Annotated in this window: 16 protein-coding genes and 1 tRNA gene; 15 read left to right on the top strand and 2 right to left on the bottom strand. The window is 57.8% G+C overall.

The window, feature by feature from the left end; translation table 11 throughout:
- Nucleotides 1–64 precede the first annotated feature (64 nt).
- The 15 genes from cobT (at nucleotide 65) to ACXMYO_RS05800 (ending at nucleotide 10,924) form a co-directional block, all read left to right on the top strand.
- The gene (cobT, locus tag ACXMYO_RS05870) at nucleotides 65–1,096 is read left to right on the top strand and encodes a nicotinate-nucleotide--dimethylbenzimidazole phosphoribosyltransferase (RefSeq protein ID WP_438767404.1); all 1,032 of its coding nucleotides are present in this window, start codon (nucleotides 65–67) and stop codon (nucleotides 1,094–1,096) included.
- Nucleotides 1,093–1,875: an adenosylcobinamide-GDP ribazoletransferase gene (gene cobS, locus ACXMYO_RS05865; RefSeq protein WP_438767403.1), complete on the top strand. Its 783-nt coding sequence runs from the start codon at nucleotides 1,093–1,095 to the stop codon at nucleotides 1,873–1,875. The genes cobT and cobS overlap by 4 nt, the downstream gene beginning before the upstream one ends.
- The gene (gene cobU, locus ACXMYO_RS05860; RefSeq protein ID WP_438767401.1) at nucleotides 1,868–2,389 is read left to right on the top strand and encodes a bifunctional adenosylcobinamide kinase/adenosylcobinamide-phosphate guanylyltransferase; all 522 of its coding nucleotides are present in this window, start codon (nucleotides 1,868–1,870) and stop codon (nucleotides 2,387–2,389) included. The genes cobS and cobU overlap by 8 nt, the downstream gene beginning before the upstream one ends.
- A complete protein-coding gene (locus ACXMYO_RS05855; RefSeq protein WP_438767400.1) occupies nucleotides 2,386–3,042 on the top strand; it encodes a histidine phosphatase family protein in 657 nt (218 codons plus the stop codon). The genes cobU and ACXMYO_RS05855 overlap by 4 nt, the downstream gene beginning before the upstream one ends.
- A gap of 48 nt (nucleotides 3,043–3,090) precedes the next feature.
- Nucleotides 3,091–4,035 (top strand): adenosylcobinamide-phosphate synthase CbiB, encoded by a 945-nt coding sequence (gene cbiB / locus ACXMYO_RS05850; RefSeq protein WP_457808087.1) that lies wholly within the window; start codon nucleotides 3,091–3,093, stop codon nucleotides 4,033–4,035.
- Nucleotides 4,032–5,138, top strand: a complete 1,107-nt coding sequence (locus tag ACXMYO_RS05845) for a threonine-phosphate decarboxylase (protein WP_457808086.1) — start codon at nucleotides 4,032–4,034, stop codon at nucleotides 5,136–5,138. Before cbiB ends, ACXMYO_RS05845 begins: the two co-directional genes overlap by 4 nt.
- Entirely contained in the window at nucleotides 5,135–5,779 is a 645-nt protein-coding gene (gene bluB, locus ACXMYO_RS05840; RefSeq protein ID WP_438767396.1) for a 5,6-dimethylbenzimidazole synthase, read from the top strand. The genes ACXMYO_RS05845 and bluB overlap by 4 nt, the downstream gene beginning before the upstream one ends.
- A gap of 301 nt (nucleotides 5,780–6,080) precedes the next feature.
- A complete protein-coding gene (locus tag ACXMYO_RS05835) occupies nucleotides 6,081–6,605 on the top strand; it encodes a hypothetical protein (protein WP_457808085.1) in 525 nt (174 codons plus the stop codon).
- A gap of 50 nt (nucleotides 6,606–6,655) precedes the next feature.
- Nucleotides 6,656–6,811, top strand: coding sequence for a YqaE/Pmp3 family membrane protein (locus ACXMYO_RS05830; protein ID WP_438767394.1), 156 nt, complete (start codon nucleotides 6,656–6,658; stop codon nucleotides 6,809–6,811).
- Nucleotides 6,812–6,882: 71 nt separating this feature from the next.
- Nucleotides 6,883–7,545: a metallophosphoesterase gene (locus ACXMYO_RS05825; protein ID WP_438767393.1), complete on the top strand. Its 663-nt coding sequence runs from the start codon at nucleotides 6,883–6,885 to the stop codon at nucleotides 7,543–7,545.
- Nucleotides 7,546–7,625: 80 nt separating this feature from the next.
- Nucleotides 7,626–7,702: transfer RNA gene (locus ACXMYO_RS05820), tRNA-Pro, on the top strand.
- 166 nt (nucleotides 7,703–7,868) lie between these two features.
- Nucleotides 7,869–8,009, top strand: coding sequence for a hypothetical protein (locus ACXMYO_RS05815; protein ID WP_438767392.1), 141 nt, complete (start codon nucleotides 7,869–7,871; stop codon nucleotides 8,007–8,009).
- Nucleotides 8,010–8,153: 144 nt separating this feature from the next.
- Nucleotides 8,154–8,510 carry a hypothetical protein gene (locus ACXMYO_RS05810; protein ID WP_438767391.1) on the top strand — a complete coding sequence of 119 codons (357 nt, stop codon included), beginning with the start codon at nucleotides 8,154–8,156 and terminating at the stop codon, nucleotides 8,508–8,510.
- 488 nt (nucleotides 8,511–8,998) lie between these two features.
- Complete coding sequence (locus tag ACXMYO_RS05805; RefSeq protein ID WP_438767390.1) at nucleotides 8,999–9,838, top strand: alpha/beta fold hydrolase; 840 nt, start codon at nucleotides 8,999–9,001, stop codon at nucleotides 9,836–9,838.
- Nucleotides 9,839–10,141: 303 nt separating this feature from the next.
- Nucleotides 10,142–10,924 carry an amidohydrolase gene (locus tag ACXMYO_RS05800; protein WP_438767389.1) on the top strand — a complete coding sequence of 261 codons (783 nt, stop codon included), beginning with the start codon at nucleotides 10,142–10,144 and terminating at the stop codon, nucleotides 10,922–10,924.
- Between the two features lie 268 nt (nucleotides 10,925–11,192).
- Here the strand turns inward: ACXMYO_RS05800 and ACXMYO_RS05795 are convergent, their stop codons facing one another.
- The gene (locus ACXMYO_RS05795) at nucleotides 11,193–12,788 is read right to left on the bottom strand and encodes a dipeptide ABC transporter ATP-binding protein (protein WP_438768416.1); all 1,596 of its coding nucleotides are present in this window, start codon (nucleotides 12,786–12,788) and stop codon (nucleotides 11,193–11,195) included.
- Nucleotides 12,788–13,864, bottom strand: a complete 1,077-nt coding sequence (locus tag ACXMYO_RS05790) for an ABC transporter permease (RefSeq protein WP_457808084.1) — start codon at nucleotides 13,862–13,864, stop codon at nucleotides 12,788–12,790. Before ACXMYO_RS05790 ends, ACXMYO_RS05795 begins: the two co-directional genes overlap by 1 nt.

The following is a 13,864-nucleotide window of genomic DNA, read 5'->3' as shown; positions in this document are numbered from 1 at the left end:
CGTTATCGTTGTTCCGCTGCCGGGTGCCTGGTAGCGTCTGTCCATGTTTACCCGAGTCAATGTCATGACCTTTAATATTTCACCGATTGACGATGCCAGCGACGCCAGTATTCAGGCGCATCTTGATAGCCGGCTGAAGCCGCCGGGGGCACTGGGCACGCTGGAAACCACGGCCGCGTCACTGGTGCGCATTCTGGGGGCTTCACAAACCACCATTGAATCGCCGGTCATGCTGCTTTTTGCCGGTGATCATGGTGTGGCTGCCGAGGGGGTATCCATCGTCGAATCCTCGGCCACGCAACTGATGGTGCATCACTTTCTCAAGGGTGATGCCTCCATCAATGTGTTCTGTCGTCAGGCAGACATGGCGTTGAAGGTGATCGACTGCGGCACGCTTACGGCACATGACCCCCATCCGCAGCTTGTCAGCCACCGACTGGGCAACATGACGGCGCCCTTTCATCGTGAACCTGCCATGACGCCCGAGCAGCTCGAGGCAGGCTTTGACAACAGCCGTCGGTTGGTCGAAGAGCTTCATGCCGACGGATGCAATCTGATCGCACTGGGAGAGATGGGCATCGGCAACACGACCAGTGCCAGCGCACTGATGGCTGCGTTGACCCATTTACCCTTTGAAATGTGTATTGGCGCCGGCAGCGGAGTGACACCGCTTATCATGAAGCGCAAGCAGGACATCGTGCAGCTGGGGCTTCAGCGCCATGCGCAGGCGCTGCATGACCCGAAGTCAACGCTGGCCGCGCTGGGCGGATTTGAAATCGTGACCATGGTGGGGGCGGTTCTGGCCGCGGCCGAAAAGGGCATGGTGATTCTGGTAGATGGTTTCATCACGACCGTGGCGGCGCTGTGTGCCTGTCGGATTGCCCCTGAGGCGCGCGGCTATCTGATCTTTTCGCACTGCGGTGATGAGCGTGGTCACAAACCATTGCTGGATCAGCTTGAGGCGGTGGCGCTTTTACACATGGGACTGCGTCTTGGGGAGGGCTCCGGTGCGGCGCTGGCGCTGCCGCTGCTGCGTTCGGCGCTGGCCTTTTATCATGAGATGGCTTCGCTGGAGGAGGCCGGCGTGACGTTATGAGCCATAAGAGCCTGACACGCCAGTGGCAATGGGGCTGTCTGGCAGTGAGTTTTCTGACGCGCCTGCCGGTGCGCATTCGTGGTGACGTTACGCCAGAGGCGCTGGGACGCTGTCATCGCTGGTTTTCGTTGGTCGGTGCGCTGATCGGACTGGGGCTCGCGCTGATGTACTGGGGCATCGAACATGTTCTGCCCGCCTCCGTTGCGGTATTCGTGGTCCTTGGGCTGTCGCTCTGGCTGACCGGCGCGTTGCACGAGGACGGGCTGGCGGATTGCATGGATGGCCTGGGCGGCGGGCAGGATGTAGCGCAGCGGCTTGCCATCATGAAGGACAGTCGGGTCGGCAGCTATGGCGTGCTGGCGCTGATCGTGAGTCTGGTCGGGCGCTGGCTGTTGTTGAGTGCACTGGCACAGCAAAGCGTCGGGCTGGTGATGGTTGCATTGATCACCGCTCACAGCCTGAGCCGCGCTCTTGCGGCCTTCATGATGGGGGCGATGCCTTACCTGCGAGCCGACGGCAACAGCAAGGTGAAGACGCTGACCGGTCATCAGCGCGGCAGCGATCGTGGCTGGCTGGTCGGAGTGGCCATCCTCGTAACGGTGCTGGCTGCCGGTGTGTCATCGGGAATCGTATTGATTTTGGTGACGGCGCTATCGGGGCGAATTCTGTATCGCTGGTTGAATAACCGGCTTGGCGGCGTCACGGGCGATGCGCTGGGCGCCGTACAGCAGATCACCGAAATGCTGTTATATCTGACGCTGGTGGTAATGCATGCATGAGCTGATTCTTGGCGGCGCTCGCAGCGGCAAGAGCGCCCACGGCGAGGCGCTGGCCGCACAGAGTGCGTGCGAGGTGACCTATATCGCGACAGCACAGATTCATGATGACAGCGAAATGCGCTCGCGCATCGAGGCCCATCGGGCAAGAAGGCCGGGGCACTGGGCGCTGGTAGAAGCCCCTCTTGCTCTTGGCGACGCCATTGCCTGTCATGCCGGGCATGGTCGTCTGCTATTGGTGGACTGCCTGACCCTCTGGCTGACCAATATCCTGCTCGACGGCGAAAAGCGGTTTCTACAAGAGCGTGCCCGGCTGCTGGAGGCTCTCGATAGCGCTCCCGGGCGTGTGATCATGGTCAGCAATGAGGTGGGGCAGGGCGTTGTGCCCATGAATGCGCTGTCGCGACGCTTCGTGGATGAGGCTGGATGGCTTCATCAGACGCTGGCGGGACACTGTCAGCGGGTCTGGTGGGTGGTCGCCGGGCTGTCGCAGTGTCTCAAGGGCGACAGAGCATGACGTTTCAGACCCTGATAATTGATTGTCTGCGTCATGGCGCCTGTGAAGGGCCACAGCAATGCCTGCGGGGGCATACCGATGTAGCGCTGAGTGCTCAGGGAAGAATCGATATGCTGGCGGCGGCAGGGCGGTTGCCGCATCCTCATGCGATTATCAGCTCGCCGCTGATTCGCTGTCAGCATGTGGCCGCGTCTCTGGCTCGTAACAGGGAAGTGCCACTGCACACCGTCGCCGAGACCATGGAGATGAATTTTGGCGATTGGGATGGAGTGGCCACGGATCAGCTTCTACAGCACACCCGGCCGGCACTGGAAAATTTCTGGGCGGATCCTCAGGCATTTCCGCCACCCGGCGGGGAGACGCTCGACGCCTTTCTGGAGCGTATCGAGCAGGGGTGGCAGCGTATTGTTGCCACCGGCATGGCGCTGGCGGAGACACAAAAGGACGTGACGGGCGCACCGGTTCGTTTGCTGGTCTGCGGCCATGCCGGCGTTATCAAGAGCTGGATCGCCATGCGCCTTGGTATATCGACTCGGCGGGGTGCCTATCTTCATCGTCTATCCCTGCCTTATGCGGGCCTAGCCCGACTGCGAGTAGACATCAACCGCCAAAGCGATGAGCAGTTTGAACAGTTGTGCTACCTGGGAGCGTAAAGCAGTGGGTTTAAGTAGCAATACAATCAATTTATACCGTTATCTTTCATGTGGTTAGTAGTTATCATCGCTGCATTAATTGTTGATCAAGCTATGGGGGAACCTCGGCGATTTCACCCACTTATCGGACTGGGTTGGTGGATATCAACCGTCGAAAAAGGGATTTATCGCATAAAGCAAAAAGAATCCATGGCGCTACTCGCTGGTTTCGCCGGCTGGAGCGCGGTCATCATACCCATTATGGTGATCACACTGTACGTAGACCGTTTGTTCAATGGCATCTGGCACGGCCTACTGGCGATTTTTGTATTTTATCTGGCCATCGGTCGAAAGAGTCTGATCGAACATGCCGAACGCGTTCATCGGCCTATGGCAGCGGGTGATATTGTCAGCGCTCGTCAACAGGTCGCGATGCTGGTCAGTCGGGATACCCATCAGCTCGATACTTCCGAGATATCGCGAGCGACTTGTGAGTCGGTGCTCGAAAACGGCAGCGATGCGCTCTTTGCCGCGATTTTCTGGTTTGCCGTCGCCGGTATTCCGGGGGTTGTGCTTTATCGAGTGGTTAATACGCTCGATGCCATGTGGGGGTATCGCAGCGAGCGCTATCTTTATTTTGGCCGCGTTGCCGCGCGCGTGGATGACGCCATGAACTGGATACCGGCCCGATTGACGGCGCTTTCCTATGCATTGGCCGGCTGGCACTGGCAGGCCTCAAAAAATACCTGTCGTACGGCACTGCGGTGCTGGCGAGAGCAGGGCAGCCACTGGAAAAGCCCCAACGCTGGCCCCGTCATGGCAGCCGGCGCAGGCGCGCTGGGCGTGCAGCTCGGCGGGGGTGGTATCTATCATGGCAAATCCGTTGAAAGCCCGGTGCTGGGCACCGGTCGGCCTGCTTCCATCCACGATATACGGCGGGTTTGTACACTTCTCCGCAATGCACTGCTGATATGGCTGGCAGCGCTTTTTGTTATCGCGTGGGTTCTGCCATGACTGACACATCGATTTCTCTGACGAAGCACGGCGGCAAACTGACGGAGGCCAGCCGTCGTCATGGCATCGAACGCTGTAATTGGCTGGATCTTTCCACCGGTATCAACCCTTGGCCCTATCCGATGGCACCCATCGATGCGAGGTCCTGTCAGGCACTGCCGGATCACGATCAGGGCCTGCACGCCGCCGCCGTTCGTTACTATATTGGCAAGTCAGCCACACCCGACTCTAAACGGCCGCTGACGCTTTTGAATATTCCCGGCTCCCAATGGGCCATCGAAGCACTGCCACAATGCTTTGCTTCGGGAAGCGTGGCACTGCCCGATACTGGCTATCGCGAACATGAGTGGCGCTGGCAGCAGGCGGGTCATCAAACGCTTTTTTACGATGCAGACCGGCCCGATAAAGCAATGCAGCACATCTTCAGTGCAAACACGCTTCGAGCCGTGATAGTCGTCAACCCCAACAATCCGGGTGGGCAACATGTGCCACCCCGCACTCTGCGCCAACTGGCCGGTGCACTGAAAGAGAAGGGGACGGTACTGATCGTTGATGAGGCCTTTGCAGATGCGACCCCTGAGAAGAGTCTTCTGCCGGATATCGCCGACAACATCATTGTGCTGCGCTCGTTTGGCAAGTTTTTCGGTCTGGCCGGGCTACGCCTGGGCGCCGTTGTGGGGGCAAGTCAGTCAGAGACTCTGCAGCGGCTGTCATCGATGCAGGGACCCTGGCGGGTGACATCACCGGCGCAGCTGGCCGGTATGGAAGCCCTGTCAGACCACCACTGGCAGAAGGTCATGAGAGCAAAGCTGCAGCGTGCCAGCCAGCAGCAGGGCCAATGGCTTGAAAAACGACTCGGCGCTCATGGCGATATCACGCGCCGACGCCAGAGCGCACTCTTCAACGGCTTCGACATGACGCTGGCTCGTGCCCGGCAGTGGCATGAAGCGCTGTCGCAGCAGGCCGTGCTGACGCGCCTGTGGGTCGTGGACGAACAGTGCGCCATCCTGCGCTTTGGACTTCATGATGAAAGGATACAAACAACGCGGCATCTGGAGCAGGCCATGTCAGCGGCCGGCCGTGTCATGGAGAAGCGGTCATGACCCGTCATGCCTACAGCAGGACTGAAAAGGAAGCCATCTACCGGGTTATTCGTGAGCGTCGGGACATGCGCCACTTTCTGCCCGATCCGATCGACCCGGATGTGATACGGCGAATGCTCGAGGCCGCGCATGACGCACCCAGCGTGGGCTATATGCAGCCATGGCGTTTTGTCTGCATCCGCGACCCGTCACTACGCGAGGCCATGGCCCGGCTCGTGGATGATGAGCGTCAGGCGACGGCGCAGGCGCTTGATGAACATGGTCAGGCGTTTCTGGAACTCAAGGTTGAAGGCATTCGCGAATGTCCGGAGCTTTGGGTGGTGGCCCTTTGCGACGCACGCGAACAGTACGTTTTCGGGCGGCGAACGCTCAATGAAATGGATCTCGCCTCGGCCAGCTGCGCCATTCAAAACCTCTGGCTGGCCGGCCGGGCCGAAGGCATCGGCGTTGGCTGGGTGTCCCTTTTCGATCCCGAGGCATTGAAATCGCTGATCGGTGCCCCCGAAGGGGCATGGCCCATTGCCATTCTGTGCATGGGCCATGTCGAGGCCTTCTACAGCGCCCCCATGCTGGAACAAAAGGGCTGGGACAAGCGCCGGACACTGGCCGATCTGATCAGTATTGACGGCTGGCCTGAATAGCTTTTTAAAAATGCATCTTTGCATCGCGAGAACGCAGCTGAATTGCCTGCAATGATTTCACTCGCTGGGATCTCGCCTCTTTGAACGTTTTGTCGTCACCGCCATCGTGCAGACCGGCCATTTGACGTCCGCAGCCTGAGTATCAGGCGGACAAGATATCGTTATTAATCCACTGACAAGAAGGTGCTATCAAGCATCAGATCCGCGTCCAAGTTGGTCAATCGTCATTAGAATATTTGTTAAATCATGATATGGACTATATTGATTTGTGCAGGACTTATCGACTCAAGGAGGATGCTGGATGACATTGATTAAAAAAGGGGCCACTACGCTGGCCATCGCAGGCGCCATGTTTGCCGTGGCGGGTTGTTCAAGCTCCGAGCCGAGGCAGGAGGACCCCAACATCGATAGCGTGATTCAGCAGTCCGAACAGGGCTATCGGAACACGACCGTGGGCTACACCTTCACCTATCCCCAAAACTGGCAGAACAGCATTGTTCAGCGCGATACGTTCGAGTGGAATGGCAAGAATATCGATGCGCAGAACATGTCGGTCTTTTATTACAAGAATTTTGAACGCAACAGCGAGCCTGAGCCGTTGCTGGCCCTGGCGGCCTACCCGCAGCAGGAATGGGAACAGATGCAGCGCCAGGCAAAGGATCGCAGTGGTACGACACCGCCCCATGTCATCGCTACCAAAAATAACCAGGTTCTGGTCGCCTATATCAATACGCAAAATCCGTATGATGCCGACTCTTTTCAGGGACAGCAGTATGCTCGTCATGTCCTGACGCCCGGGCAGGTTCAAAGCGCCATCAGCTGGTAAGCTGACGTCATGGCAGGGCCCTTGCGGGCCCTGCCATCGAGATCTCTCCCATGGATCCTGTCTCCCTGATCGTTCTCTCCTTTTTACTGCCGCCCCTGGCAGTTTATCTGGCCGTTGGCGCCGGCGATGCACTCTGGCTGAACCTGCTGCTGACGCTCATGGGCTATGTTCCGGGTATCATTCACGCCTTGATCGTTGTCATCTGACAACGGTGTCAAAATGGGTTCGCATTTCGTTTATGATGCGTGTCTTGCCCAACAATTATCGGAGTCCATGAATGCTCAAGCGATTCGAGCGTAATGTCAGCGGTCATGACTACGTCGTTGGCGATCTGCACGGGCATTACGCATTACTCGAGCATGAGCTGACCCGGATCGAATTTGATCCGGCCAGCGATCGCCTTTTCTGCGTAGGAGATCTGATCGATCGCGGCCCGGACTCTCTCAAGTGTCTTGAATTGGTGCATAACGCCTGGTGTTTTGCAGTTACCGGCAATCACGAAATGATGGCTCGCAACGCGCTCTTTGATAATCACTGGGGCCAATGGTTGAGCAATGGGGGAGAGTGGTCACAACACCATGACAAAGTGGTGCTGAGGAACCGTCTGGCCGAGGCCATGATGAAAATGCCACTGGCGTTTGAGGTCGAAACCAGCCATGGCGTGGTAGGCATCGTGCACGCCGAACCTCCAAAGGACTGGGCCGACATTCGCAGGACCTCGCGTGAAACGCTGCTCTGGTCACGCCAGCGAATCGAGTCCGGCAATCAGGATGTCGTGGCCGGTATCGATGCCGTTGTGGTAGGGCATACGCCGGTGCCCGAGCCCAGAACGCTTGGCAACGTACGCTATATCGATCTTGGCTCGTTTTTCAGCGGTCGGGTCTGTCTGGAGCGGCTCGAGGATGTCGCTGCCATGATGAAAGGGCACATAAATCCCTGAATGTTCGCAAACAACCTCTTTCCTTTTGCATAACAGTGATGTAGGATACGCACCGTTCTCGCCGATATCGAGAGCAGTGTCGGGGCGTAGCGCAGCTTGGTAGCGCGCCACAATGGGGTTGTGGAGGTCGCAGGTTCGAATCCTGTCGCCCCGACCAAAAGCTTTATGAAAAAGCCGCTTACGGTTAATCACCGAAGCGGTTTTTTCGTGCCCGTTTCCGGCAACACCCCCATGAATTTTCCCTTTTACAGCAGGACTTTCGTGCCCTGAAAGCCGGCTTTTGCTTGAATGGGACATGAGTTGACCGATTCAGGAGACAAACGATGAAAAGCCTTCCCGGAATGGTGGTCGGCACGGTGGTGGGTCTGGTGGCCTGGTTTCCCAGCCAGAGCATGGCGCTTTGCATCATGCTTGGCATCGCCTGCGGCGTGGCATGGGACATCTGGCGCAAACGCACGTCCTAGCACCGGCCTGGATGTCTGAAAACGCCTCAAAAATAGTAGGGACAAGGCCGCATTGTGGCGGTTATGCTGAGCCGCGCGACCAATAACCTCTTTTGGCGCTTAAGAATTTTTAATCTTTGGTCATTGCAGGCTCAGGAGAAAGGCGTGGCTCGTCAATTGAAAAGCGCTACACGATGGTTGGGCATCACGATAGCCATCGGCGCACTGTCAGGTTGTTCCCTTTTTTCTTCGGACAGGCCGGAAAGCGCTGCGGTAGCACCGCCGCCACTGGCGCTGGTCGGATACGATGGAATGAACGTATGTCAGCCCTACAGCGACAGAACCTGGGGCAATTTTCTAATGATCGGCAAGGTGGTTTCTGTCGACTCACCTGAAAACATGCACGTAAATATCCTGCGTGCCGAAGCCATGAATCAGCCCTCCATCCAGATGACCGGCTATCCACGGGAAATCATCGATCAGCGCAATAAATGGTATCCCTGTGATGGCCAAAAAGGATAACGCTATGGGTTTAACTTTGCCAATGAGGCTTATTGTCATATTTACATAAAAGCCCCATAAAAAGTGCGTTATACTGGTTACATCAAATTACTGCTTGATGAGGAGCAGTGACAGCCGGCTTACCCTGACTAAACGGCTGGCTGTCCAAACCTCACACCGCCTCTCTGAGGCGGTTTTTTTTGGTCACGACAAAGTAGATGGCATACCGTCTCAAATAAAAATTATTCTCTTTTGCATTGATTTCCTTTTCAGGATCGTCCAGAGTGTTTCTCAGACGCCACGGCGTCTGGTTCATTTCGGTATGTCAGGTGCTGAAATGAATTCTCTCCTCATCATCAGGTCCTTTCGCCGCCTTTCCTCTGGAAAGGCGGCTTTTTATGGCTGGAACCACGACACATTATCGGCCTGTCCGAGCCATGCAGGCATGGCCCCCCTGAGCTACCTTGGAGACTGTGACGCGTTACTCACCGGACAAGGGAGACTGATTCATGGCTTATGCCAATATCGTCGACAGCAACAACAATGCCATCGATCTCTACTATCAGGATTGCGGGCAGGGGCCGACAGTGGTGCTGATCCACGGCTGGCCGTTGAGCCACCGCATGTGGGAGTACCAGATCAATGCCCTGACCGAGGCAGGATATCGCTGCATCGCCTATGACCGTCGCGGTTTTGGCGAGTCCGAAAAGCCGTGGCATGGGTATGACTACGACACGCTCGCCGACGATCTGGCAGGTCTTCTGGAACATCTTGATATCGATGATGCCACACTGGTCGGTTTTTCAATGGGCGGTGGCGAAGTCGCCCGCTATCTCGGACGCCATGGCAGCAAGCGCATTCGTGGCGCTGTTCTGGTGGGTGCCGTACCGCCTTATATGCTCAAGACCGATAACAATCCGGAAGGTGTGGATCAATCCATTTTTGATGACATGCTGGCCAACGTAAAACAGGACCGTCCCGGCTTTCTGGGCGGATTCGGCAAGCTGTTCGTCAACCATGAGGGCCGGGCGCCCACGCTCTCCGATGAACTGCTGGCCTACAATCAGAGCATTGCCAATTTTGCCTCGCCTCGAGCCACGCAGGAGTGCATCAAGGCATTCGGTTTCACGGATTTTCGACAGGATCTGGAAAAATTCGATGTGCCGACGCTCGTTATCCATGGTGATGATGACCAGATCGTCCCGCTGGCTGCCAGCGGCCAGCGCTCGGCTGACATGATCAAAAACGCGCGGCTGGAAATCGTCAAGGATGGCCCGCACGGGCTGAACTTCACTCATGCTCAGGAGCTCAACCGGCTTCTGATCGATTTTCTTGAGCAGGGGCGTTAATGCAAAAGGGGAGGCCACCGTGGCCTCCCCATGAAAAAATTCGGCCAGCAGATACGCTGGCCGTCAGGCATGACACGTGTTGCTGTTACCGGAAGCCGTGCTGAGCCCAGTCAACATCCTGTTGCCATTGGACTCCCTGTCCATGCGCTTCCCTGCACCATGTTGTTCTCTTTCCCGGCACGATCACCATGGCGGATCAAGATGACAGGAATGTGATACTGACGTGTCATCACACAGAGGACGTACAAGAAAGCCCGTGTTGAGCTTGCCCCCTAAACGCTTGCAGGTAATGGATCATCAATCATGAGTGAACTGAGAACCACACTGGTGCAGGCCGATCTGCGCTGGGAAGATATCGATACCAACTGCCAGCTTCTTGATGAGTGGCTTCAGGATGTTACGACCAGCGATCTGATCGTTTTGCCGGAAATGTTCTCCACCGGCTTTAGCATGGCCCCGGAGCGCATGGCCGAGCCCATGGCGCAAAGCAAAGCCATTGCGTGGATGCAGCGGGTTGCACAGTCACACAATGCGGTGGTTACCGGCAGCGTTGCGGTTGCCGAAGGAGACCACTATTTCAACCGCATGGTCTGGGCGCGCCCGGATGGCACCATGGTGACCTACGACAAGCGCCATCTTTTTCGCATGGCCAATGAAGATGAACACTATGCAATGGGCACCGAGCGCCCTATTGTCGAAATCAACGGCTTCAGGGTCCTGCTGACAATCTGCTACGACCTGCGCTTTCCCGTGTGGTTACGCAACGTGGACTGTGAATACGATGTCATGATCTGTGTGGCCAACTGGCCTTCGGCAAGACGACTGCAGTGGCGAACGCTGCTCCAGGCCCGTGCGATCGAAAATTTGAGCTATGTGATCGGCGTCAATCGCGTAGGTGACGATGCCAACGATCTGAACTACACCGGCGATTCGATGCTGATCGACTATCGCGGCGATGCACTCATTGACGAAGCGCCGGGTCGCGCGTTTGTACGCACCGGTGTCATTGGCAAGCAAAGCCTTGAAGACTTTCGTGAACAGTACCCGACCCATCGCGATGCCGATCGTTTCACGCTGCACGTCTAGTCAGTCGCGTGTGTATTATCGAAAAGGCCCCGGGCAGCATAGCCCGGGGCCTTTTTGAGACTGGAGAGCAGTAATTCAGACAGACGGCGTCCGAGCGTCCAATCCTTTGACATGTATCTTGATCACGTACATGCGCAAATCTCAGGGTTTCAGACATCTCATTTCTGCCGGAAAACGAGCTGGATCCGCGCAGACTTTAGACCCTGAACGACCCTGAACGACCCTGAACGACCCTGAACGACCCTGAACGCTTCAGCGCAGATTCCGGTCACATCGATGGATCAAACGCTGCCTCGATGAGCCCACGGGTATAGGCATGACGTGGCTGATCAATCACTTCCCGGGTATCGCCCTGCTCGACGATTTCGCCATCCTTGAGCACCATCAGGCGATGAGCCATCGCCCTGACCACTGCCAGATCATGGCTGATGAAAAGATAGCTGAGCTGACGTTCGCGCTGAAGCGTGCGCAACAGTTCAATCAACTGGCTCTGCACGGTGCGATCCAGCGAAGAGGTGGGTTCATCAAGCACCAGAATGCGGGGGTGTAGAATCAGCGCCCGCGCCAGTGCAATCCGCGCGCGTTGACCGCCGGAAAATTCGTGCGGATAGCGCGTCAGCACATCCGTTGCCAGCCCGACAGAAGATAGCGTCTCGATGACCTGCTCGCGCAGTGCTCTGCGATCCAGCTCGGGACAATGAAAACGCAAGCCTTCGCTGACGATTTCCTCGATGGTCATGCGCGGCGACAGGGCACCGAAAGGGTCCTGAAACACGATCTGCATGTGACGACGCTCAAGGCGCAGCGCGCGGCTGCCCAGAGCGTCGAGGCGAGTATTGCCCAGCCATATCTCGCCGGTCGAGCCCACCAGACGCAGCAGGGCCTGCGCCAGCGTACTCTTGCCGGAGCCGGATTCGCCGACAATCCCGAGCGTCTCGCCCTGGCGCAGGGCCATGAACATCGGTTTCAGGGCAACAAAAGGGGCCGGACGCGGTGCCAGTAGTCTTTTAGCCCCTTGAAAGGCCACCGACAGGCCAGTTGCCGACAGAACCTCGGGCGCCTGTTCGGCAATGGGACAGGGCTGGCCGTCCGGCTCGGCCTCGATCAGGGACTGGGTGTAAATGCTGGTCGGGCGCGACAGTACTTCCCGGGTCATGCCGGTTTCCTGCACACGCCCCCGATGCATCACGCAGACCCGATCGGCCCAGCGCCGCACCAGGTTGAGATCGTGGGTAATCAACAGCATCGCCATCCCCATCGAGTCCGCCAGCTCCCGCAGCAGCAATAAAATCTCGCGCGCCACGGTCACATCAAGTGCGGTCGTTGGCTCATCGGCCACCAGCAGCTCGGGGCGATTGGCCATTGCCATGGCAATGACCACGCGCTGGCGCTGCCCACCGGAAAGTTCGTGAGGCCAGGCATTGATCAACTGCTCGGGGCGGGGCAGGCGTACCTGTTGCATCAGCTCAATGACCCGGGCGCGAAGGGCATTACCGCGCAGCGATTGATGCAGGGTAATGGCCTCAGCGATCTGACGTCCGATACGGTGTAGCGGATTTAGAGCACTCATGGGTTCCTGAAACACCACGCCGACTCGCTCGCCATGGAGTGCTTTCCATTCGTGGCGGGAGAGGGCGTCAAGTCGGGTTTCTCCCAGCCATCGGCCACCTTCAACGCGAATCCCCGGCGGGACAAGATCCAGCGCCGCCATCGCGGTCATGGTCTTGCCGGAACCGGACTCGCCCACCAGCGCCAGCGTTTCACCGGCTGTGACCGCGAGACTGACGCCGTGCACCAAAGGCGTATCATTTGCAAAAACATGCAGCTTTTCCAGCGAGAAAACGGTTTTTTCGAACGGCTCCATCACGTCGCACTCCCGATCACGGGCTGCACCGCGTGGCGCGGGTCAAAGGCGTCACGCAGGCCTTCTCCGATAAAGACCAGCAGCGACAAAAGAATGGCCAGCGTCATGAAGGCCGTGATACCCAGCCAGGGCGCCTGCAGATTGTTCTTGCCCTGCGCTACCAGCTCGCCCAGTGATGGCGACCCCGGCGGCAGGCCAAAGCCCAGAAAATCCAGCGCCGTCAGCGTGGTGATGGCGCCGGTAAAGATAAACGGCAGAAAGGTGAGCGTTGAAACCATGGCATTGGGCAGCACGTGGCGCCACATGATGAGTCGGGCCGGTAGCCCTATCGCTCGGGCGGCGCGAACATAGTCAAGGTTACGCGCCCGTAAAAACTCGGCCCGCACGATATCGACCAGCCCCAGCCATGAAAAGGCGATCATGATCAGCGCCAGCCACCAGACGCTGGGCACCACCAGGCTTGAAAGAATGATCAGGATAAAGAGCATCGGCAGGCCGGACCACAGCTCGATCACGCGCTGGCCGACCAGATCCACCCGGCCGCCGACATACCCCTGTACCGCGCCTACCACGACGCCGATAAGCACCGACCCCAGTGTCACCAGCCCTGCAAACAGCACCGAGAGTCGAAAACCATAGATGACGCGGGCCAGCACATCGCGTCCCTGATCATCGGTGCCCAGCCAGTGAGCTGCACTCGGCGGTGCCGGAGCCGGCGTATCGAGCGTCATGTCGATGCTCTGCCACGAAAAAGGGATAGGCGGCTGAATCAGCCATCCCTGTTCACGAATCAACGATAAAACGGTCGGATCGCTGTAAAGCGCCGTGGTGGGCAAAAAGCCGCCGAACACGGTTTCGGGATAGTCCACCAGCAGTGGCCAGTACCATTGACCGTCGAAACGCACCACCAGCGGTGTGTCGTTGGCAATCAGCTCGGCCGGCAGCGTTATCACCAAAAGTGCCAGAAACACGACGCTTGCCACCATGGCGCGCCGGTTGCCGCGAAAGACAGCGAGCCGGCGCTGCATGATGGGAGAGAGACGGCCTCCGACAGGGAGGGAAGGGTTGATGGACAA

The sequence above is a fragment of the Kushneria sp. EE4 genome (genome assembly GCF_977968315.1).
The sequence above is the reverse complement of the archived record's forward strand: the minus strand, read 5'-3'. Positions and strand labels throughout refer to the sequence as shown.

What these genes read in the sequence shown, in the direction of transcription:
- ACXMYO_RS05795 (WP_438768416.1), bottom strand. Translation starts at nt 12,788, where the DNA reads ATGGAGCCGTTCGAAAAAACCGTTTTCTCGCTGGAAAAGCTGCATGTT.
- bluB (WP_438767396.1), top strand. Translation starts at nt 5,135, where the DNA reads ATGACCCGTCATGCCTACAGCAGGACTGAAAAGGAAGCCATCTACCGG.
- ACXMYO_RS05815 (WP_438767392.1), top strand. Translation starts at nt 7,869, where the DNA reads ATGAAAAGCCTTCCCGGAATGGTGGTCGGCACGGTGGTGGGTCTGGTG.
- cobT (WP_438767404.1), top strand. Translation starts at nt 65, where the DNA reads ATGACCTTTAATATTTCACCGATTGACGATGCCAGCGACGCCAGTATT.
- ACXMYO_RS05805 (WP_438767390.1), top strand. Translation starts at nt 8,999, where the DNA reads ATGGCTTATGCCAATATCGTCGACAGCAACAACAATGCCATCGATCTC.
- ACXMYO_RS05830 (WP_438767394.1), top strand. Translation starts at nt 6,656, where the DNA reads ATGGATCCTGTCTCCCTGATCGTTCTCTCCTTTTTACTGCCGCCCCTG.
- cbiB (WP_457808087.1), top strand. Translation starts at nt 3,091, where the DNA reads ATGTGGTTAGTAGTTATCATCGCTGCATTAATTGTTGATCAAGCTATG.
- ACXMYO_RS05835 (WP_457808085.1), top strand. Translation starts at nt 6,081, where the DNA reads ATGACATTGATTAAAAAAGGGGCCACTACGCTGGCCATCGCAGGCGCC.
- cobS (WP_438767403.1), top strand. Translation starts at nt 1,093, where the DNA reads ATGAGCCATAAGAGCCTGACACGCCAGTGGCAATGGGGCTGTCTGGCA.
- ACXMYO_RS05800 (WP_438767389.1), top strand. Translation starts at nt 10,142, where the DNA reads ATGAGTGAACTGAGAACCACACTGGTGCAGGCCGATCTGCGCTGGGAA.
- ACXMYO_RS05855 (WP_438767400.1), top strand. Translation starts at nt 2,386, where the DNA reads ATGACGTTTCAGACCCTGATAATTGATTGTCTGCGTCATGGCGCCTGT.
- cobU (WP_438767401.1), top strand. Translation starts at nt 1,868, where the DNA reads ATGCATGAGCTGATTCTTGGCGGCGCTCGCAGCGGCAAGAGCGCCCAC.
- ACXMYO_RS05825 (WP_438767393.1), top strand. Translation starts at nt 6,883, where the DNA reads ATGCTCAAGCGATTCGAGCGTAATGTCAGCGGTCATGACTACGTCGTT.
- ACXMYO_RS05845 (WP_457808086.1), top strand. Translation starts at nt 4,032, where the DNA reads ATGACTGACACATCGATTTCTCTGACGAAGCACGGCGGCAAACTGACG.